The sequence below is a fragment of the Pseudomonas sp. WS 5011 genome (genome assembly GCF_012985775.1).
Classification (GTDB): Bacteria; Pseudomonadota; Gammaproteobacteria; order Pseudomonadales; family Pseudomonadaceae; genus Aquipseudomonas; species Aquipseudomonas peli.
In genome coordinates this window covers 1-15,257 of sequence record NZ_JAAQXA010000035.1, presented here as the reverse complement: position 1 = coordinate 15,257, position 15,257 = coordinate 1, and the positions used below count along the sequence as shown (strand labels likewise).

The window sequence follows — 15,257 nt, the reverse complement described above, 5'->3', positions numbered from 1 at the left end:
CGTGCTGTCAGCGAAAGGTGCTTCATATTCACTCCGGCGCATCCATCATGTATCCCATGCCGCGGGCGGTATGAATCAGCTTGAGATCGAAATCGTCATCGATTTTTGCGCGTAGCCGGCGTACCGCAACCTCAATGACATTGGTGTCGCTGTCGAAATTCATGTCCCAAACCTGAGAGGCAATCAGCGACTTCGGGAGCACCTCGCCGCGCCGGCGCAGTAGCAGTTCCAGCAGTGAAAACTCCTTCGCGGTCAGGTCAATTCTTTTCCCGCCACGGATCGCACGCCGCTTCATCAGATCGACTTCCAGATCGGCAATTTTCATGGTGGTCTGCGTCGGCGAACCATTACCTCTGCGCAACAGCGTTCTGACCCTGGCCAGAAGCTCTGAGAAAGCAAATGGCTTGATCAGGTAGTCGTCCGCACCCAGCTCCAACCCTTTAACGCGGTCTTCCACACCATCGCGTGCCGTCAAGAACAGTACGGGGACGTCTTTTCCTGCTGCGCGCAACATGCGCAGCACTTCCCAACCGTCCAACCCAGGCATCATTACATCCAGAATTAGCAGGTCATAGGCTTCGCTAAGTGCATGCTGAAGGGCATCTGTACCGGTCATAACCCGGTCGACATTGAACCCAGCCTCGGTGAGACCTTGCTGGAGGTACGTACCGGTTTTGGGTTCGTCTTCAGCTACCAGTAGTTTCATGTGTGCAGACTCCAAAAGTCGGGTGGCCTGAGTTTGCAGGCAAACCGCGGCCCCAACCAGAAGCTTACGAAAATGTAATTCTGACTTCAGCTCACTGACAGGGTGGCTTGTCTAGGGTGCAAGCATGAGTACTAGGTTGTGCTCTCGGCCCTCGACAGACCAAAAGCAGAGGTGCCGGCCATAGTTTGCACTGATGGAGACTGCCCATGAAATCGCTGAAACCTTTGCTTCTGGTTGGTTCGCTACTGCTGTCTTCCATGGCTTGGGCCGAAGGGGGCAGCGACCGTGTATTCGAGCGCATCCAGCAGATGCGCGACAAAGCAGAAGCCGTGCTGATCCAGGCGGAGAAGGCCCCGGTCGGCGAGCGGCATGTGCACATGAAGGAGCATATGAACATGCTCGAAGACATCATGAGCCAGCTGCACAACGAACATCCCGCGCCAAACATGTCTGCCGAAGAGCATCTGGCCTGGATGGAAAAGCATGACAAGCTGGTAGACGACGTGCTGGGTCAAATGATTCGAGAGCACAAGCTGATGATGGCCGACAAGGAATGCCATCAGTAAAGATTTCCCCCATCTTACAGGCCTTTCGTGATTGCTCCTTCGGCCTAGCGGCGCCTTTATGGCGCCGTGCTTTTTCCCAGCTGACGCAATTGTAGTTTTGGGGTCAGCGGCCTGGCAGCAAGCGGGGAATAGCATGAGATTTCCAGCACCCATCTCGAGGTCTCACCATGAAACGCTTACCCCTTAAACTGCTGATCAGCACTCTGTTCATCAGCACCACCTTTCCGGCATTTGCCGAGGTCGGCGGCAGTAGCAATGGCATTGGGCAGCAGGCCCAGGCGACGCCAGCGACTCGTACCATCTTGGTAAAGATGGACGACATCAACTACAGCCAGAAAACGATCGATGTGAAGCCAGGTGAAACCGTGCGCTTCGTTCTGAAGAACGAGGGCGCGTTGATGCACGAGTTCAACATCGGGCAGGCAGCGTCCCAGCTGGAGCACCAGCGCAAGATGGCGTCCTTGTTCAAGGACGGCACACTGACCCCGACCGGCATGGCCGAGCGCATTGTCTGGCATGAGCGTTATGGCACGGGAGACTCCAACCCTCCAGGCTATCCGGAAGTCATCAAAGCCAAGCATGACGACCCGAACGCGGTTCTCGTCGAGCCCGGCACAACTAAAGAGTTCGTGTGGACCTTCCCTCAGGCGGGCAGTTTGAGCTTCGCCTGTACATTGCCTGGGCATTACCAGGCGGGGATGGTCGGTGAGTTTGCTCTGCGTTAGTCCGGCATCGGTGCTACCCGTTGGCCGCGGGCTGGGTAGCACCGATCTGACGAACCTTACTGCGATGTAGTTTTCGCGTCAGCGTACCGCCAGTTGCACCTCATTAGCATCGGGACTCATCCCTCCTCAACACCTCAGAGGCACACCATGAAACTCAGACCCGCTTTCATAATCACCACCCTTGGTTTACTGCTCAGTGCTGCCAATGCGCTGGCCAGCCCGGGCCACAAGAAAGACAGTATCGGGCAACCGGGAGACAGTCAGGCAGCAGATCGCACCATCGAAGTCCGGATGGGGGACATCTTCTTTGAACCCAAGGCAATGGAAATCAAGGCGGGCGAGACGGTTCGCTTCGTACTGCTGAACGAGGGAGCCCTGCTGCACGAGTTCAACCTTGGCAAAGCGGCATCCCATGCTGCGCATCAGAAAGAGATGGCTGCGATGTTTCAGAACGGCACGCTGTCCCCGACTGCAGCGCATGACATGAGCAAAATGGACCACGCCATGGGCGGCATGAAGATGGTCGGCATGGAGCACGACGATCCCAACAGCGTTCTGGTCGAGCCAGGTGCACGCGAAGAGCTGATCTGGACCTTCTCCGACGCTACTGATCTGGAGTTCGCCTGCAATGTTCCTGGACATTATCAGTCGGGAATGGTCGGTAAGGTGACCGTACGCTGAACTCCATTGATACGCGTCAACTCTGCCTGGCTAGAGCAACCTATGCTGATTCTATGGTCATTGAACCGAGGCTATTGTCATGGATCACACGCACCACACTGGCACTACGGAACCACCTTTTTGGAAGAGCAAGATTGGCATTGCGCTGATCATGCTGGCCGTAATCGGCATCTTCTATGTAGCGCGTGAGCATTACGGTCATCTTTCGCAGGCCCTGCCGTACCTCATCCTGCTGCTATGCCCGCTGATGCATCTGTTTGGCCACAATCACGGCGGGCACTCCCACTCCAGCAGCACCGCTGTTTCCAAGGACGAAGAAAGGACATAGATCGCATGCAAAAGACCTCCTGCCATCATGACCAGGATCATTCACATAACTCGCACGCCCACTCCGAGAGCCAGCGCGACCCGGTGTGTGGCATGGAGGTCAAACCTGATGGCCCTTATCGCGAGAGCTTTGAAGGGAAGGCCTATCATTTCTGCAGTGCGAAGTGCCTAGAGAAATTCCAAGCAGATCCTCATCAGTACATGAGCCATCAGTCTCATGGGGAGCATCACCAGCACGCGACTCCAGCACCCACATCGACACCTGTAGGTGCTGAATACACCTGCCCGATGCATCCAGAAATCCGTCAACCGGCTCCCGGAAACTGCCCGATCTGCGGGATGACGCTGGAACCTGTCATCCCGGAGCTGGAAGAGGAGGAAAATCCAGAGCTGAAGGACTTCTCGCTGCGGTTCTGGTGGACCCTACCGTTGACCGTCATCGTGACCGTATTGGCGATGGCCGGCCATTCCTTGCAACTGTTTCATGGCACGACCCAGAACTGGGTCGAGCTGGCTCTGGCGACGCCCGTGACGCTATGGGGTGGCTGGGTATTCTTCACCCGCGGCATTGACTCCATCCGCCACCGCAGCCCCAACATGTGGACCCTGATCGGTTTGGGAACGGCCGCTGCCTACCTCTACAGCGTGGCCGCTACCTTGGTTCCGCAGTGGTTTCCGGCGGCTTTTGCCCAGGACGGACGTATCGGCGTCTATTTTGAAGCAGCCGCAGTGATTATCTCACTCACGCTGTTGGGCCAAATGCTCGAACTCAAGGCCCGCTCGCAGACTTCGGCAGCCATCAAGTCACTGCTGAGGCTGGCACCAAAGACTGCGCGTCGCATCAAGCCCGATGGCCAGGAAGAAGATATTCCGCTGACACATGTCCATCAGGGCGACCACCTACGTGTCCGGCCGGGAGAGAAAGTCCCGGTGGACGGTACGGTTCTAGAGGGTGAGAGCGCCGTCGACGAGTCGATGCTTACCGGAGAACCGTTACCCGTGACCAAGCGGGTAGGGGATGCCCTTATCGGTGCCACCATGAACACCCATGGAAGCCTGGTGATGGAGGCGCAGAAGGTCGGTGCCGAGACCATGCTGTCGCAGATCGTTCAGATGGTGGCCAGAGCCCAACGTTCCAAGGCCCCCATGCAGCGTATGGCTGATGCGGTGGCAGGGTATTTCGTGGTCGGGGTGATCCTGATCGCGATTCTGACCTTCTTCGGCTGGGGGCTATTAGGGCCGGAATCAGGCTGGGTATTTGGCCTGATCAATGCGGTGGCGGTGCTAATCATTGCGTGTCCCTGCGCTCTGGGTCTGGCAACCCCGATGTCCGTCATGGTTGCGACTGGCAAGGCCGCTAGCAGCGGTGTGTTGTTCCGCGATGCCAGCGCCATCGAAAATCTATGCAAGATCGACACGCTCATCGTCGACAAGACTGGAACCCTGACTGAGGGGCGTCCCGTATTCCATAGTGCGGAAGGGACAGGCGGTTACGACTCCAATGAAGTGCTGCGCCTGGCTGCTAGTCTCGACCAGGGTAGTGAGCACCCGCTGGCTCATGCCATAGTCGATCATGCGCGCGGTCAGGGCATTGCACTGGTCAAACCGGACACTTTCGAATCAGGCTCGGGTATTGGTGTGCGCGGCCAGGTCGATGACCATCAGCTGCAGCTCGGCAACACCGCACTGATGGACGAGGCGGGCGTCGATATTACCCCGCTGCGCAATCGCGCCGAGCAACTGCGTCTGGAAGGCATCAGCATCATCTATTTGGCCGTTGATGGTCGCCTGGCGGGACTCCTGGCCGTTTCCGATCCGATCAAGCCTACTTCTCAACAGGCTGTCTCCAAGCTTCAAAGCGAAGACGTAAAGGTCATCATGGCCACTGGTGATGGCCTCACCACAGCAAGAGCCGTGGCGAAGCAGCTCGGAATCGAGGAAGTGCATGGTGAGGTCAAACCGCAGGATAAGGAGAAACTGGTCGCCGATTTGCAGGGCTATGGCCGTCGTGTCGCCATGGCGGGTGACGGCATCAACGATGCGCCCGCCCTGGCCAGGTCTGACGTAGGTATCGCCATGGGCACCGGTACCGATGTGGCGATGAACAGCGCCCAAGTGACGCTGGTCAAGGGAGATCTGATGGGCATCCTGCGAGCGCGCACCCTGTCAGTGGCAACCGTGAAAAACATGAGGCAGAACCTCGCCTTTGCGTTCCTCTACAACGCGATGGGAATCCCGCTAGCAGCGGGGCTGCTGTACCCGCTGACGGGGCATCTTCTGTCGCCCTTGATTGCTGCGCTGGCGATGAGTGTCAGCTCGGCGTCGGTGGTCTTCAATGCTCTGAGGTTGAAATCAACGGACATCGGATAGGCTTCCATACCACCGACCAGGTGATTATTCAGAAGCGCATCTGACCGGAAAATGCCGTACGGTAGTTTCCGGTCCGACCTATCTGTCGCAACACATAGTGACGAGGTGACGTTCGATGGACTGTTGCCGCTGCGGGTAGGAGACTGGTCGTCGTTAACCCATGAGGACTCTCCGTGGCCCGCATTCGCAGACTGATTATCAGCAACTTCCGATCTATCCAGGCGCTCGACTGGGTGCCGGCCCCAGGAATTAACTGCCTCATAGGTCCTGGCGATAGTGGAAAGTCCAGCATTCTAGATGCGATTGACCTTTGCGTCGGCGCCCGCCGAGGCGGCACGTTCGGCGACATGGACTTCTTCGCATTAAACGTCGATGTACCCATCACCATCAGCGTGGCGCTTGGCGATCTGCCGTTATCGCTGATGGATATTGATGTCTACGGCGAGTTCTTGCGTGGATTCCATCCCGGTACGGGGGAAGTCGAAGACGAACCGCGAGCGGGGCTGGAGACCGTCATCACCTTGCGTCTGCAAGTTGGTGCCGATTTGGAGCCTGTTTGGACACTTTTCTCCGAGCGCGCGGAGCAGCAGCAACTTGAACGCACTCTTCCCTGGAAAGAACGAGCGGCACTAGCGCCCGCCCGTATCGGCAGCTTTGCGAGCTCGAACCTGTCGTGGAGTCGTGGCTCAGTGCTCAATCGACTTACCGATGAGCGCGCCGAGCTTGGTGCTGAACTGGCGCGCGCCGCTAGGCAAGCAAGAGCGAACTTTGGCAATCAAGCAGCCGAACATCTGACCCAGACGCTTGAGGTCGTGCAACGCACAGCACAGCATCTTGGCGTTTCGGTCGGGGCTATGCCTCAGGCGCTCCTTGACGCACATTCTGTGTCGATTTGCGAGGGGGCGATCGCGCTGCACAGTGAAACAGGTATTCCGCTGCGCTCCCTTGGCACGGGCTCGTCACGCTTGCTAGTGGCAGGGCTTCAAAGGGCTGCGGCCAGCGCCGCGCCAATTGCCCTGGTTGATGAGGTGGAATACGGGCTTGAACCTCATCGGCTCATGCGATTCCTGGACTCGCTGGGTGCAAAGGACGCTGCCGCTCCGTTGCAAGTGTTCATGACGACGCACTCGCCGGTCGCGCTGCGCGAGCTGTCCGGCAGCCAGTTATTCGTTGTTCGGTCAGCACCTCAGCGCCACAGTGTTATGCCAGCTGGGGAAGCCAACGAGGTACAAAGTACCCTTCGGAAGGACCCCGAAGCATTCCTCGCCAAATCCATCATCGTTTGCGAGGGGGCCAGCGAGGTTGGCTTCGCGCGTGGCCTTGACCAATGGTGGGTCAGTCTTGGCGCTACCTCATTCCTGGCCCATGGCGGCGCGTATGTGGACGCCGGCGGGGGAAGCCCCGATAACAGTCTTATCCGGGGAACAGCACTTCTGAACTTGGGTTACCGCGTGATGGTTTTTGTAGATGCCGACAAGCCTTCGACCGCGGGGCTCGCTGAAGCATTCTTGGCCGCCGGCGGGCAAATTCTTACATGGCGACCAGGCCTCACGTTGGAGGACGAGATCTTCCGCCATCTCAGTGAGCAAGCACTCGATGCACTTCTGGCGAAAGCCGAAACAATAGTGGGTGCAGAGCTGATGAACGCACACATTCAGACGAAGTCCCAAGGCCGCGTGACGCTGAACGATATCCGAGCCAAGCGACTCGTGGATGGGTACTCACCTGAGAGACGAGAGCTGCTGGGAACCGCATCCCGTATCCGCAACAGCGGCTGGTTCAAGTCGCTGACAACCTATCAGGAGGTTGCAAGGGACATCGTCGGTCCGTCTTTACAGAACGCCGAACCGGGCTTCATGGCAGTCACGAATCAGCTCTGGACGTTTACAAGTGCCCCCTGAGATTGATCTTTTCGCTATCGAGCGTGGCTCCATAACGGCCCCCGCAGGTTGTGGAAAAACGCAATTGATTGCCGAGACGCTCATCGCGCATACGCAGAGCAAACCCATCCTCGTCTTGACACATACGAACGCCGGCGTTGCGGCCTTACGGGCGCGCCTGAGACGAGCCGGTGTTCCTAACTCCGCATATCGAGTCTCCACCATTGACGGATTCTCGATGCGCCTGATCGCTAAGTTCCCAGCGCGAAGCGGCCATAACCCGCAGATCCTACAGCTGCATCAACCCAATACTGACTACCCGGCAATTCGGGAGGCCGCCATGCAGTTGTTGCAGGCCGGTCACCTCGCTCAGCCCCTTCGCGCCACCTATGCACGGTTGCTTGTCGACGAGTACCAAGACTGCAACGTCGTCCAGCACGCCATCGTGTCTGGTTTGGCCCAGGTGCTTCCGACCTGCGTGCTCGGTGACCCGATGCAAGCCATATTCAGCTTCCGTGGCAATCGACTGGTGCATTGGGCGAATGAGGTGCAACCCCTGTTTCCCGCAGCGGGAGAGTTGAGGATACCGTGGCGCTGGCGGCTGGCTGGAGCTGAGAACCTCGGGCAGTGGCTGCTCGCCATAAGGCAACAACTTCAAGCTGGTCAGCCGGTGGATCTGCGCACGGCTCCAGCAGAAGTGCGTTGGGTGCAGCTAAACGCCGGAACCGAAGTTCAGCAGCGACTGGTGGCCGCGAGAACCGAAGCTCCCAACGCTCAGGGTAGCGTCCTCATCATCGGGGACTCCATCAACGTGCAAGGTCGCCATCAGCTCACGAGCCAGACACCCGGTGCCATGGCCGTAGAAGCCGTCGACCTGAGAGATCTCGTCAACTTCGCCAGGAACTTTGACTTGCAGGGTGCCAATGCTCTGGCACAACTTGTGGAGTTTGCTTCCAGCGTAATGACGGGGGTAGGTGCAGCAAACCTGCGAACGCGCGTGGAGTCGCTGCGTGCAGGAAGGGCCCGAACGCCTCCGACCGCGGCCGAGGCTGCGGCGATCGATTTCGTAGCAGCGCCAACATTGGGGCAAGCGCTCCGTGTGATCGATACGCTCGCTGAGCAGCACGGGGCACGTGTATACCGACCGGAGGTTCTGTACTGCTGCCGGTCTGCAATGCAAGCGGTGGTGGGAGGTGCTGCCGACTTTCTGAGTGCAGCCATTCAAGCGCGAGAGCGCAATAGACACCTTGCCCGACCGATCGCAAGACGCTCTGTAGGCAGCACATTACTTCTCAAGGGGCTGGAGGCGGATGTCTCGGTTGTCCTGCATCCTGAGCTTATGACCCCCCAGAATCTATACGTCGCACTGACGAGGGGCGCAAGGCATGTCGTGGTGTGTTCACCAACCCCCATCCTTACGCCCGTGGTAAACGGCTGATCCTTTTGTAGCGCTTACGGGCTTGACCTTGCCATCGTGTCAAGGTCGATGCTGTCCGTGCGGTAACTTGAGCCGCGGACGAAATGAGGTGAAAAACATGTTTAGTCTGAGTGTTGCGGGGATGGGCTGTGGCAGTTGCGTGAGCAAAATCACGAAGGCCATTCAAGCTCTGGATCAGGATGCACGAGTAGAAGTGGATCGAGCGGCCGGCAAGGTCACCGTTGAGAGCACAGAAAGTGCCGAATCGATCCGCGAACTCATCCAGGAGCTTGGCTATTCGGCCCAGGTCAGCGCTTGAGCGCTGACCTGCTATCCCACTAAATCTCCAGTTCTGAGAGCTCTTTTAGCCCTGGGATACTGGTGACCTCGTTGGTCATACCTTCTGAACCATCTCGGCCGCGAAGCCAGTTTGAGTGATCGCCTGGCTCGCGCATTTCCAGCGTGTCATAGGAGTACCGCTTGCGCTTGAACAGGCTTTTCAATGCAGCGAACTCGTGGCTTTTTTCGTCTTCTATGCCGACGACTTCTCCTGCAAGCCGCTCCCAGTGACCAACGCCGTCGGCCAGCATTGCCTGATAGGTCTCCGGGTCAAGCAAGGCTTGCTGTTTGAAATGCATGATGCGGTGAGTCATAGAAGCGCTCGGAGTGGCCAAAGAGAGAGCGCTAGCCTAAAGGTTCCGGGTCATTCGTGTAATAGCTGGCCGCGCTTTAGCAAACCGTCGTTGACCCACAACTTCAACCAGGTCGCGGCTTGCAAGGGAGCTTGCTCGCCATGCGTGGCGCTCAACGACTCGCAGAGTTCAGCGAACGATCCGCCCTCGATGAGAAACTGCAATGCCGAAGCCTCCGCTGGCTCCAGGCTCCGGTACTGGCAGACGAGTTCATGACGCCAAACAAGACAGGCTAGGTTCGTTGGCAGGCGGGTAATATCAGGCAGCAAGCTGCCGGACTTGGCGGCTTTCCACAACTCCAGCGTGTTGTACTGCAGCTGCAACCACCGGGCAGATGCAGTCAGGGAAACCCTGAGTGAAATCCAGTCTTCAGCCGAAAAATCACTCATGGTCTCCAGCGAAAGCGCTTCGACATCCTGAGCGTCGAAGGCCAGTGTAAAGGCCCATTCCAGTTCCGCGAGTTCGCGCATCGGCGATAGTTGGGGTTCTTCGACGTAGCTGCTAATGAACTCGGGCAGCTTCTCGCCCAGCCAGCGAATGCTGAAATGTCGTGGTGGCCAGGCGGCCAAGTAGGCCAGTGCGAGCTGCTCGAATGATTCGTTGCCGATCCAGTGAAGCAGGGCAGGGAAGTCTTCTCGCAAGACCGCAAGCAGGCGCGAACGGTAAGCGTTGTGGTAGATCTGCAGGCCTTCGAGAGCACTCAGCGCTGTGCTACCTCGGATCTGCTCCAAAAGCTCGTTGGAGGGCAGGGCACTGTCACCTGTCAGGTAAGTTTCAAATGCAGTCTGTAGGGCGATCAGGCTCAAGGGGTGGCCCCCGATATCACAGATTTGGCGATAGCACGGGCATGTGCTAATTCGGACAACAGCTCTTCCAGCGGCGGAAACTGGTCATCCCGCTCGATCAAGGTCGATGTCGGGCCCAAGTAGCTCAAAGTCTTGCTGTAGAGAGACCAAACCGGATCAGCGATGGGCTGGTCATGGGTGTCGATGAGGTACTGCCCGTAATCGCTGTGCCCGGCCAGGTGAATTTGCCGAATCCGCTCGTGCGGCAATTCCATGATGAACTGCCAAGGGTCGAAACCCTGGTTGCGCGAACTGACGTAGACGTTGTTCACGTCGAGAAGCAGCTCGCACCCGGTCAGGTAACTGAGCTCCGAGAGGAACTGAGACTCGCTCATGCTGGATGTTGTCCACTGCACGTAGGAGGAAACGTTCTCCAGCACGATGGGACGTTCCAAAACATCCTGCACCAAGCGCACCCGGGCCGCGACATGCAGCAGGCTCTCCTGGGTAAACGGCAGCGGTAGCAGATCGTGAAGTTGATGGGCGTTGCCTCGACTCCAGCACAGGTGATCAGACACCCACTGAGGCTGCACCCGATCCGCCAGCTGCTTGAGCTGTCGTAGGTAGTCTATGTCCAAGGCATGTGAGCCGCCAATCGAAAGAGATACTCCGTGCATCACCAGGGGGTAGTGCTCGCCGATCGCATCAAGGAAGTAGAGAGCCTTGCCGCCCTCCACCAGGTAATTCTCGGAAATGATCTCGAACCAGTCGACCGCAGGCCGTTCCTCCAGGATCTGCCGGTAATACTCGTTACGAAGGCCAAGACCGAAACCCAGAGTTTTGCGCTTACTCATTCGAGACTCCAGCAGGGGAGTGGCATGCACTCCCCTGAACCGCCTTATTCGCTGGTTTTGCCACCGGCTTCGTCACATTTGGTCTGGGTCATCAACTTGAACCCTTGGCCTTTGCATTCGCCTTGGCCTTTGCAGTCGTTTTTCGCGGTCATGCAGTCGTTCTGCCCTTTGCAACCATTGATCCCGAAGCACTTCACTTCTGCTGCTTTGGTTTCCTGAGCAGCCTGGACGGGCAGGGTGGAGAACAGGCTGGCGGCCACCAGAGCCAAGGCGGCACCGGTAGCTACGTTGGATTTGTTCGACATAGTGGCTATCTCTCTTGATTGTTTGATGGTCGCGATCCGTCGGTGCGAATGAACGAGTTAGCTCAGGCATTGCTACCGATCAGGCCCATGGAATCCGCAAGGCTGCGCGGGCAGGAAGACAGTACCGAGCCTTCAGGAGGGCCTACAAGAAAGAAATAGCAAACTGACAGAACTGTAATGTTCGGATCAGGTTGCTGACAGGGCGTCGTGGTTAACGTAGCAGCGAGCTTAACGCTCGTCCCCACTAGTTACAGGGGCTTCTAAACTTCTGAGGATTAACGAAATGAAATCGATCAAAACCCTGTTTGTAGTTGCTGCCCTGAGTGTTTCCAGCCTGGCGATGGCCGAAGGCGGTGCTGATCGCACGTTTGCACGCATGGAACAAGCCCGCCAGGTCTCGCTGGAAGCCTATCAGTTGGCCAAGCAGCAGAACGATGAAGCTCCTGTCGCCGGCAGCCAAGCCAAACATGCGGAACACGCCAGCTGCTGAGCCCCCTCAACCTTACAGAAATGTAATCACCCGGATGGTTGAGATATGGCAGTTTCATACTGCTTGGTGTCAGGGGGAACTTGCGCAGCACGCAAGGCTTGAAGATCAAATCTCCCGACACTGGAGCAGTCAATGAACCCGAGACCGGATGCATATCACCGGCTCATCTGACGGATTGGACATAACGGCATGCAAAGCAAAACCACAAGACGTACTTTCGTCAAAGGCCTCGCCGCCGCCGGTATTCTCGGCGGCATGGGCATGTGGCGCACGCCGGTCTGGGCGGTGAACAGCCCCGGCCAGCCCAACGTACTGACTGGTAACGAATTCGACCTATTCATCGGTGAAACCCCGGTGAACATCACCGGCGCAGCGCGCACGGCCATGACCATCAACGGCTCGCTCCCTGGGCCGATTCTTCGTTGGCGCGAAGGCGATACCGTCACATTGCGCGTGCGCAACCGCCTCAAGGAGGACACCTCCATCCATTGGCACGGCATCATCCTGCCGGCGAACATGGATGGTGTTCCTGGCCTGAGCTTCCATGGCATCGCCCCTGACGGCATGTATGAGTACAAGTTCAAGGCCAACCAGAACGGTACCTACTGGTATCACAGTCACTCGGGGCTGCAGGAGCAGGTCGGCGTATACGGCGCGCTGGTCATCGATGCCAAGGAGCCCGAGCCCTTCAGTTACGACCGTGATTACGTCGTGTTGCTGAGCGACTGGACGGATGAAAATCCAACGCGGGTACTGGCCAAGCTCAAGAAACAGTCGGACTACTACAACCAGCACAAACGCACCGTTGGTGACTTCATCGATGACGTAAGCGAGATGGGTTGGTCCGCCGCCGTAGCCGATCGCAAGATGTGGGCCGAGATGAAGATGAGCCCGACGGATCTCGCTGACGTCAGTGGCTACACCTACACCTACCTGATGAATGGCCAGGCACCTGATGGCAACTGGACCGGCATATTCAAACCAGGCGAAAAGATCCGCCTGCGGTTCATTAATGCCTCGGCTATGACCTATTTCGATGTGCGCATCCCAGGCCTGAAGATGACTGTGGTTGCGGCCGATGGTCTGCACGTCAAACCGGTCAGCGTCGACGAGTTCCGTATCGCCGTGGCCGAGACCTACGACGTGATCATCGAACCAGACAGCGAACAGGCCTATACCGTGTTTGCCCAATCCATGGACCGCACTGGCTATGCGCGCGGCACCCTTGCTGTACAGGAGGGGTTGAGTGCACCAGTACCCAGCCCCGACCCGCGTCCGCTGATTGCCATGGGCGACATGGGTATGGATCACGGCAGCATGGGCGGTATGGATCACGGGAACATGGCCGGGATGGATCAGGGCAATATGGCGGGAATGGATCATGGCAGCATGCAGGGTGGCATGGCTGGTATGGATCACAGCCAGATGGCCGGAATGGATCATTCAAACATGGCTGGCATGGCTGGCATGGCTGGCAACATGCAGGCACACCCGGCCTCAGAGACCAACAATCCTTTGGTCGACATGCAGACCATGACGCCGACGCACAAGCTGGACGACCCAGGTATCGGCCTGCGTGATAACGGCCGGCGCGTGCTGACGTACTCTGACCTGCGCAGCACCTTCCCTGATCCGGACGGGCGTGAGCCAAGTCGCACCATCGAGCTGCACCTCACCGGGCATATGGAGAAATTCTCCTGGTCCTTCGATGGAATCAAGTTCTCTGACGCCGAGCCTCTACGCCTCAAGTACGGCGAGCGTGTTCGCATCACGCTGGTCAACGACACCATGATGACTCACCCGATCCATCTTCATGGCATGTGGAGTGATCTGGAGGATGCGAACGGCAATTTCCTGGTGCGTAAACACACCATCGACATGCCGCCAGGTTCCAAGCGCAGCTATCGGGTGACCGCCGATGCGTTGGGGCGTTGGGCCTACCACTGCCACCTGTTGCTCCACATGGAAATGGGCATGTTCCGTGAAGTCCGTGTGGATGAGTAAAGGAGATTTCTGATGAGTACTTTTATGAAGCGTAATGCCCTGTTTGGCAGCGCAGCGATGTTCAGTTTTTTGGCTGCTTTGTACGCGCCGACGTCATTGGCAGGTGAGGGGCACAGCGAGCACGAACAACATGCTGCCGAGTCGGCTGCGCCCGAGGCCATCAGTGACAAGCCTGCAGATCAATCGAAAGGCAAGGTCGCTGGCCAGCAGATGGATCATGGCACCATGGATCATGAGGGCATGAACCATGACGATATGGGGCACGAGAAGATGATGGATAAGCATGGCGGCACCGAAGCCGAAGCAGGTTCGAACCATGACCACTAGGTTTTCACGCCCGTCCCTCATAGCGCTGGTCGTGTCGCTGAGTGCACTCAGCGGCGGCGTTACCCAGGCTGCGGAAGAAATGGATCATTCGGCAATGGGGCACGGCTCCATGTCGATGGACCACAGCCAGATGGGCCACGGTTCCGCCAAAGCGCCGATGGAGGGCATGGATCACAGCAAGATGGACCATGGTGCCATGCAGGGTGCTTCGGGCAGCATGGATCATAGCCAGATGGGCCACGGCCAGAGCCAAGAGAAGGCCCAGGCTATGGATCACAGCAAGATGAGGCATGGCGCCATGCAAGGACAGATGGAGGGCATGGATCATTCAAAGATGAACCATGGCTCCGCTGAAGCCCCGAGAACCACCAGCCGTACGCCGATTCCCGTTCTGACGGATGCTGATCGCCAAGCGGCTTTCCCGCCATTACCTGGCCACAAGGTTCACGACAGCGCCATCAACAGTTTTTTCCTGCTCGATCAGCTCGAATACCAGGACGCAGATGAGGGCAGCACCCTGGCCTGGGATGCGTCGGGCTGGGTAGGCGGTGATATCAACCGGGTCTGGTTCCGCTCCGAAGGCGAGCGTACCAACGGCGTGACCGAGGATGCTGAATTACAGCTGCTGTACGGCCGCTCGATCGGCCCTTGGTGGGATGTCGTCGCGGGCGTTCGCCAGGACTTCAAACCGGAGTCGCCGCAGACTTGGGCCGCCTTCGGTATCCAGGGCATGGCGCTTTACGCCTTTGAGGCCGAAGCCACGGCCTTCGTCGGCGAGAATGGCCAAACTGCTGCCCGACTGGAGGGCGAGTACGACATTCTGCTGACCAACCGGCTGATTCTCCAGCCAACTGCCGAAATGAACTTCTACGGCAAGAACGATCCTGAGCGAGGTGTGGGGTCTGGGTTGGCAAATACCGAGCTCGGCTTGCGTCTGCGTTACGAGATTGTCAGGCAGTTTGCCCCCTATATCGGGGTTTCCTGGAGCCGCTCCTATGGCAACTGCGTATTTCGGCCCACCGTGACCGGTCGTTTCGGTAGATCGTGACCGGCCATTTCGCTAACGCGTGACCGCTCATTTCGCTATCAACGTGACCGATTTCCAGCCTGTTCCGAAACAGGCGGTCA

The 15,257-nt window shown here is 57.9% G+C and carries 17 protein-coding genes; 12 read left to right on the top strand and 5 right to left on the bottom strand.

From position 1 onward, the window contains the following. Positions 1-28: 28 nt before the first annotated feature. Positions 29-706: a heavy metal response regulator transcription factor gene (locus HBN63_RS20530; RefSeq protein WP_004374688.1), complete on the bottom strand. Its 678-nt coding sequence runs from the start codon at positions 704-706 to the stop codon at positions 29-31. 206 nt (positions 707-912) lie between these two features. Here HBN63_RS20530 and HBN63_RS20525 point away from each other — a divergent pair, with 206 nt between their 5' ends. The 8 genes from HBN63_RS20525 to HBN63_RS20490 all read left to right on the top strand — a co-directional run bounded on the left by HBN63_RS20525 (position 913) and on the right by HBN63_RS20490 (position 8,991). Further along, positions 913-1,272 carry a co-regulatory protein PtrA N-terminal domain-containing protein gene (locus HBN63_RS20525; RefSeq protein WP_003139552.1) on the top strand — a complete coding sequence of 120 codons (360 nt, stop codon included), beginning with the start codon at positions 913-915 and terminating at the stop codon, positions 1,270-1,272. A gap of 167 nt (positions 1,273-1,439) precedes the next feature. Beyond that, complete coding sequence (locus tag HBN63_RS20520; RefSeq protein ID WP_021221949.1) at positions 1,440-1,997, top strand: plastocyanin/azurin family copper-binding protein; 558 nt, start codon at positions 1,440-1,442, stop codon at positions 1,995-1,997. A 147-nt stretch (positions 1,998-2,144) separates the two neighbouring features. After that, positions 2,145-2,678 (top strand): plastocyanin/azurin family copper-binding protein, encoded by a 534-nt coding sequence (locus HBN63_RS20515; RefSeq protein ID WP_170050704.1) that lies wholly within the window; start codon positions 2,145-2,147, stop codon positions 2,676-2,678. A gap of 79 nt (positions 2,679-2,757) precedes the next feature. Beyond that, entirely contained in the window at positions 2,758-3,006 is a 249-nt protein-coding gene (locus HBN63_RS20510; protein WP_092375367.1) for a DUF2933 domain-containing protein, read from the top strand. Positions 3,007-3,011: 5 nt separating this feature from the next. Beyond that, positions 3,012-5,375 carry a heavy metal translocating P-type ATPase gene (locus tag HBN63_RS20505; RefSeq protein ID WP_162884222.1) on the top strand — a complete coding sequence of 788 codons (2,364 nt, stop codon included), beginning with the start codon at positions 3,012-3,014 and terminating at the stop codon, positions 5,373-5,375. Between the two features lie 173 nt (positions 5,376-5,548). Next, positions 5,549-7,276, top strand: coding sequence for an ATP-binding protein (locus HBN63_RS20500; RefSeq protein ID WP_170050703.1), 1,728 nt, complete (start codon positions 5,549-5,551; stop codon positions 7,274-7,276). Beyond that, positions 7,266-8,693, top strand: coding sequence for a UvrD-helicase domain-containing protein (locus HBN63_RS20495; protein WP_033725463.1), 1,428 nt, complete (start codon positions 7,266-7,268; stop codon positions 8,691-8,693). Before HBN63_RS20500 ends, HBN63_RS20495 begins: the two co-directional genes overlap by 11 nt. 97 nt (positions 8,694-8,790) lie before the next feature. Then, positions 8,791-8,991, top strand: coding sequence for a heavy metal-associated domain-containing protein (locus tag HBN63_RS20490; protein ID WP_003246756.1), 201 nt, complete (start codon positions 8,791-8,793; stop codon positions 8,989-8,991). Positions 8,992-9,010: 19 nt separating this feature from the next. On the opposite strand, the gene HBN63_RS20485 is transcribed toward HBN63_RS20490, so the two are convergent. Genes HBN63_RS20485 through HBN63_RS20470 form a run of 4 tightly spaced genes read right to left on the bottom strand, consistent with a single transcriptional unit; the run spans position 9,011 to position 11,308 of the window. Next, the gene (locus tag HBN63_RS20485; RefSeq protein WP_017675723.1) at positions 9,011-9,325 is read right to left on the bottom strand and encodes a hypothetical protein; all 315 of its coding nucleotides are present in this window, start codon (positions 9,323-9,325) and stop codon (positions 9,011-9,013) included. 50 nt (positions 9,326-9,375) lie between these two features. Then, the gene (locus HBN63_RS20480) at positions 9,376-10,170 is read right to left on the bottom strand and encodes a DNA-binding domain-containing protein (RefSeq protein ID WP_003460128.1); all 795 of its coding nucleotides are present in this window, start codon (positions 10,168-10,170) and stop codon (positions 9,376-9,378) included. Further along, on the bottom strand, positions 10,167-11,003 hold the full coding sequence (locus HBN63_RS20475) for a DUF692 domain-containing protein (RefSeq protein WP_004374664.1): 837 nt from the start codon (positions 11,001-11,003) through the stop codon (positions 10,167-10,169). Before HBN63_RS20475 ends, HBN63_RS20480 begins: the two co-directional genes overlap by 4 nt. Positions 11,004-11,047: 44 nt before the next feature. Beyond that, positions 11,048-11,308 carry a membrane protein gene (locus tag HBN63_RS20470; RefSeq protein WP_003460126.1) on the bottom strand — a complete coding sequence of 87 codons (261 nt, stop codon included), beginning with the start codon at positions 11,306-11,308 and terminating at the stop codon, positions 11,048-11,050. A gap of 283 nt (positions 11,309-11,591) precedes the next feature. Between HBN63_RS20470 and HBN63_RS20465 the strand changes: the two genes are divergently transcribed. From HBN63_RS20465 to HBN63_RS22115, 4 genes are all read left to right on the top strand, one after another. Further along, the gene (locus tag HBN63_RS20465) at positions 11,592-11,798 is read left to right on the top strand and encodes a co-regulatory protein PtrA N-terminal domain-containing protein (RefSeq protein ID WP_170050702.1); all 207 of its coding nucleotides are present in this window, start codon (positions 11,592-11,594) and stop codon (positions 11,796-11,798) included. Between the two features lie 189 nt (positions 11,799-11,987). After that, positions 11,988-13,802, top strand: coding sequence for a copper resistance system multicopper oxidase (locus HBN63_RS20460; protein WP_170050701.1), 1,815 nt, complete (start codon positions 11,988-11,990; stop codon positions 13,800-13,802). A gap of 12 nt (positions 13,803-13,814) precedes the next feature. Beyond that, on the top strand, positions 13,815-14,129 hold the full coding sequence (locus HBN63_RS20455; RefSeq protein WP_170050700.1) for a hypothetical protein: 315 nt from the start codon (positions 13,815-13,817) through the stop codon (positions 14,127-14,129). Beyond that, entirely contained in the window at positions 14,119-15,177 is a 1,059-nt protein-coding gene (locus HBN63_RS22115) for a copper resistance protein B (protein WP_170050699.1), read from the top strand. Before HBN63_RS20455 ends, HBN63_RS22115 begins: the two co-directional genes overlap by 11 nt. Positions 15,178-15,257: the final 80 nt, after the last annotated feature.

Excerpts from the sequence above, each read along its gene's own strand:
- HBN63_RS20530 (WP_004374688.1), bottom strand. The coding sequence starts at position 706 with ATGAAACTACTGGTAGCTGAAGACGAACCCAAAACCGGTACGTACCTC.
- HBN63_RS20525 (WP_003139552.1), top strand. The coding sequence starts at position 913 with ATGAAATCGCTGAAACCTTTGCTTCTGGTTGGTTCGCTACTGCTGTCT.
- HBN63_RS20520 (WP_021221949.1), top strand. The coding sequence starts at position 1,440 with ATGAAACGCTTACCCCTTAAACTGCTGATCAGCACTCTGTTCATCAGC.
- HBN63_RS20515 (WP_170050704.1), top strand. The coding sequence starts at position 2,145 with ATGAAACTCAGACCCGCTTTCATAATCACCACCCTTGGTTTACTGCTC.
- HBN63_RS20510 (WP_092375367.1), top strand. The coding sequence starts at position 2,758 with ATGGATCACACGCACCACACTGGCACTACGGAACCACCTTTTTGGAAG.
- HBN63_RS20505 (WP_162884222.1), top strand. The coding sequence starts at position 3,012 with ATGCAAAAGACCTCCTGCCATCATGACCAGGATCATTCACATAACTCG.
- HBN63_RS20490 (WP_003246756.1), top strand. The coding sequence starts at position 8,791 with ATGTTTAGTCTGAGTGTTGCGGGGATGGGCTGTGGCAGTTGCGTGAGC.
- HBN63_RS20485 (WP_017675723.1), bottom strand. The coding sequence starts at position 9,325 with ATGACTCACCGCATCATGCATTTCAAACAGCAAGCCTTGCTTGACCCG.
- HBN63_RS20475 (WP_004374664.1), bottom strand. The coding sequence starts at position 11,003 with ATGAGTAAGCGCAAAACTCTGGGTTTCGGTCTTGGCCTTCGTAACGAG.
- HBN63_RS20470 (WP_003460126.1), bottom strand. The coding sequence starts at position 11,308 with ATGTCGAACAAATCCAACGTAGCTACCGGTGCCGCCTTGGCTCTGGTG.
- HBN63_RS20465 (WP_170050702.1), top strand. The coding sequence starts at position 11,592 with ATGAAATCGATCAAAACCCTGTTTGTAGTTGCTGCCCTGAGTGTTTCC.
- HBN63_RS20460 (WP_170050701.1), top strand. The coding sequence starts at position 11,988 with ATGCAAAGCAAAACCACAAGACGTACTTTCGTCAAAGGCCTCGCCGCC.
- HBN63_RS20455 (WP_170050700.1), top strand. The coding sequence starts at position 13,815 with ATGAGTACTTTTATGAAGCGTAATGCCCTGTTTGGCAGCGCAGCGATG.
- HBN63_RS22115 (WP_170050699.1), top strand. The coding sequence starts at position 14,119 with ATGACCACTAGGTTTTCACGCCCGTCCCTCATAGCGCTGGTCGTGTCG.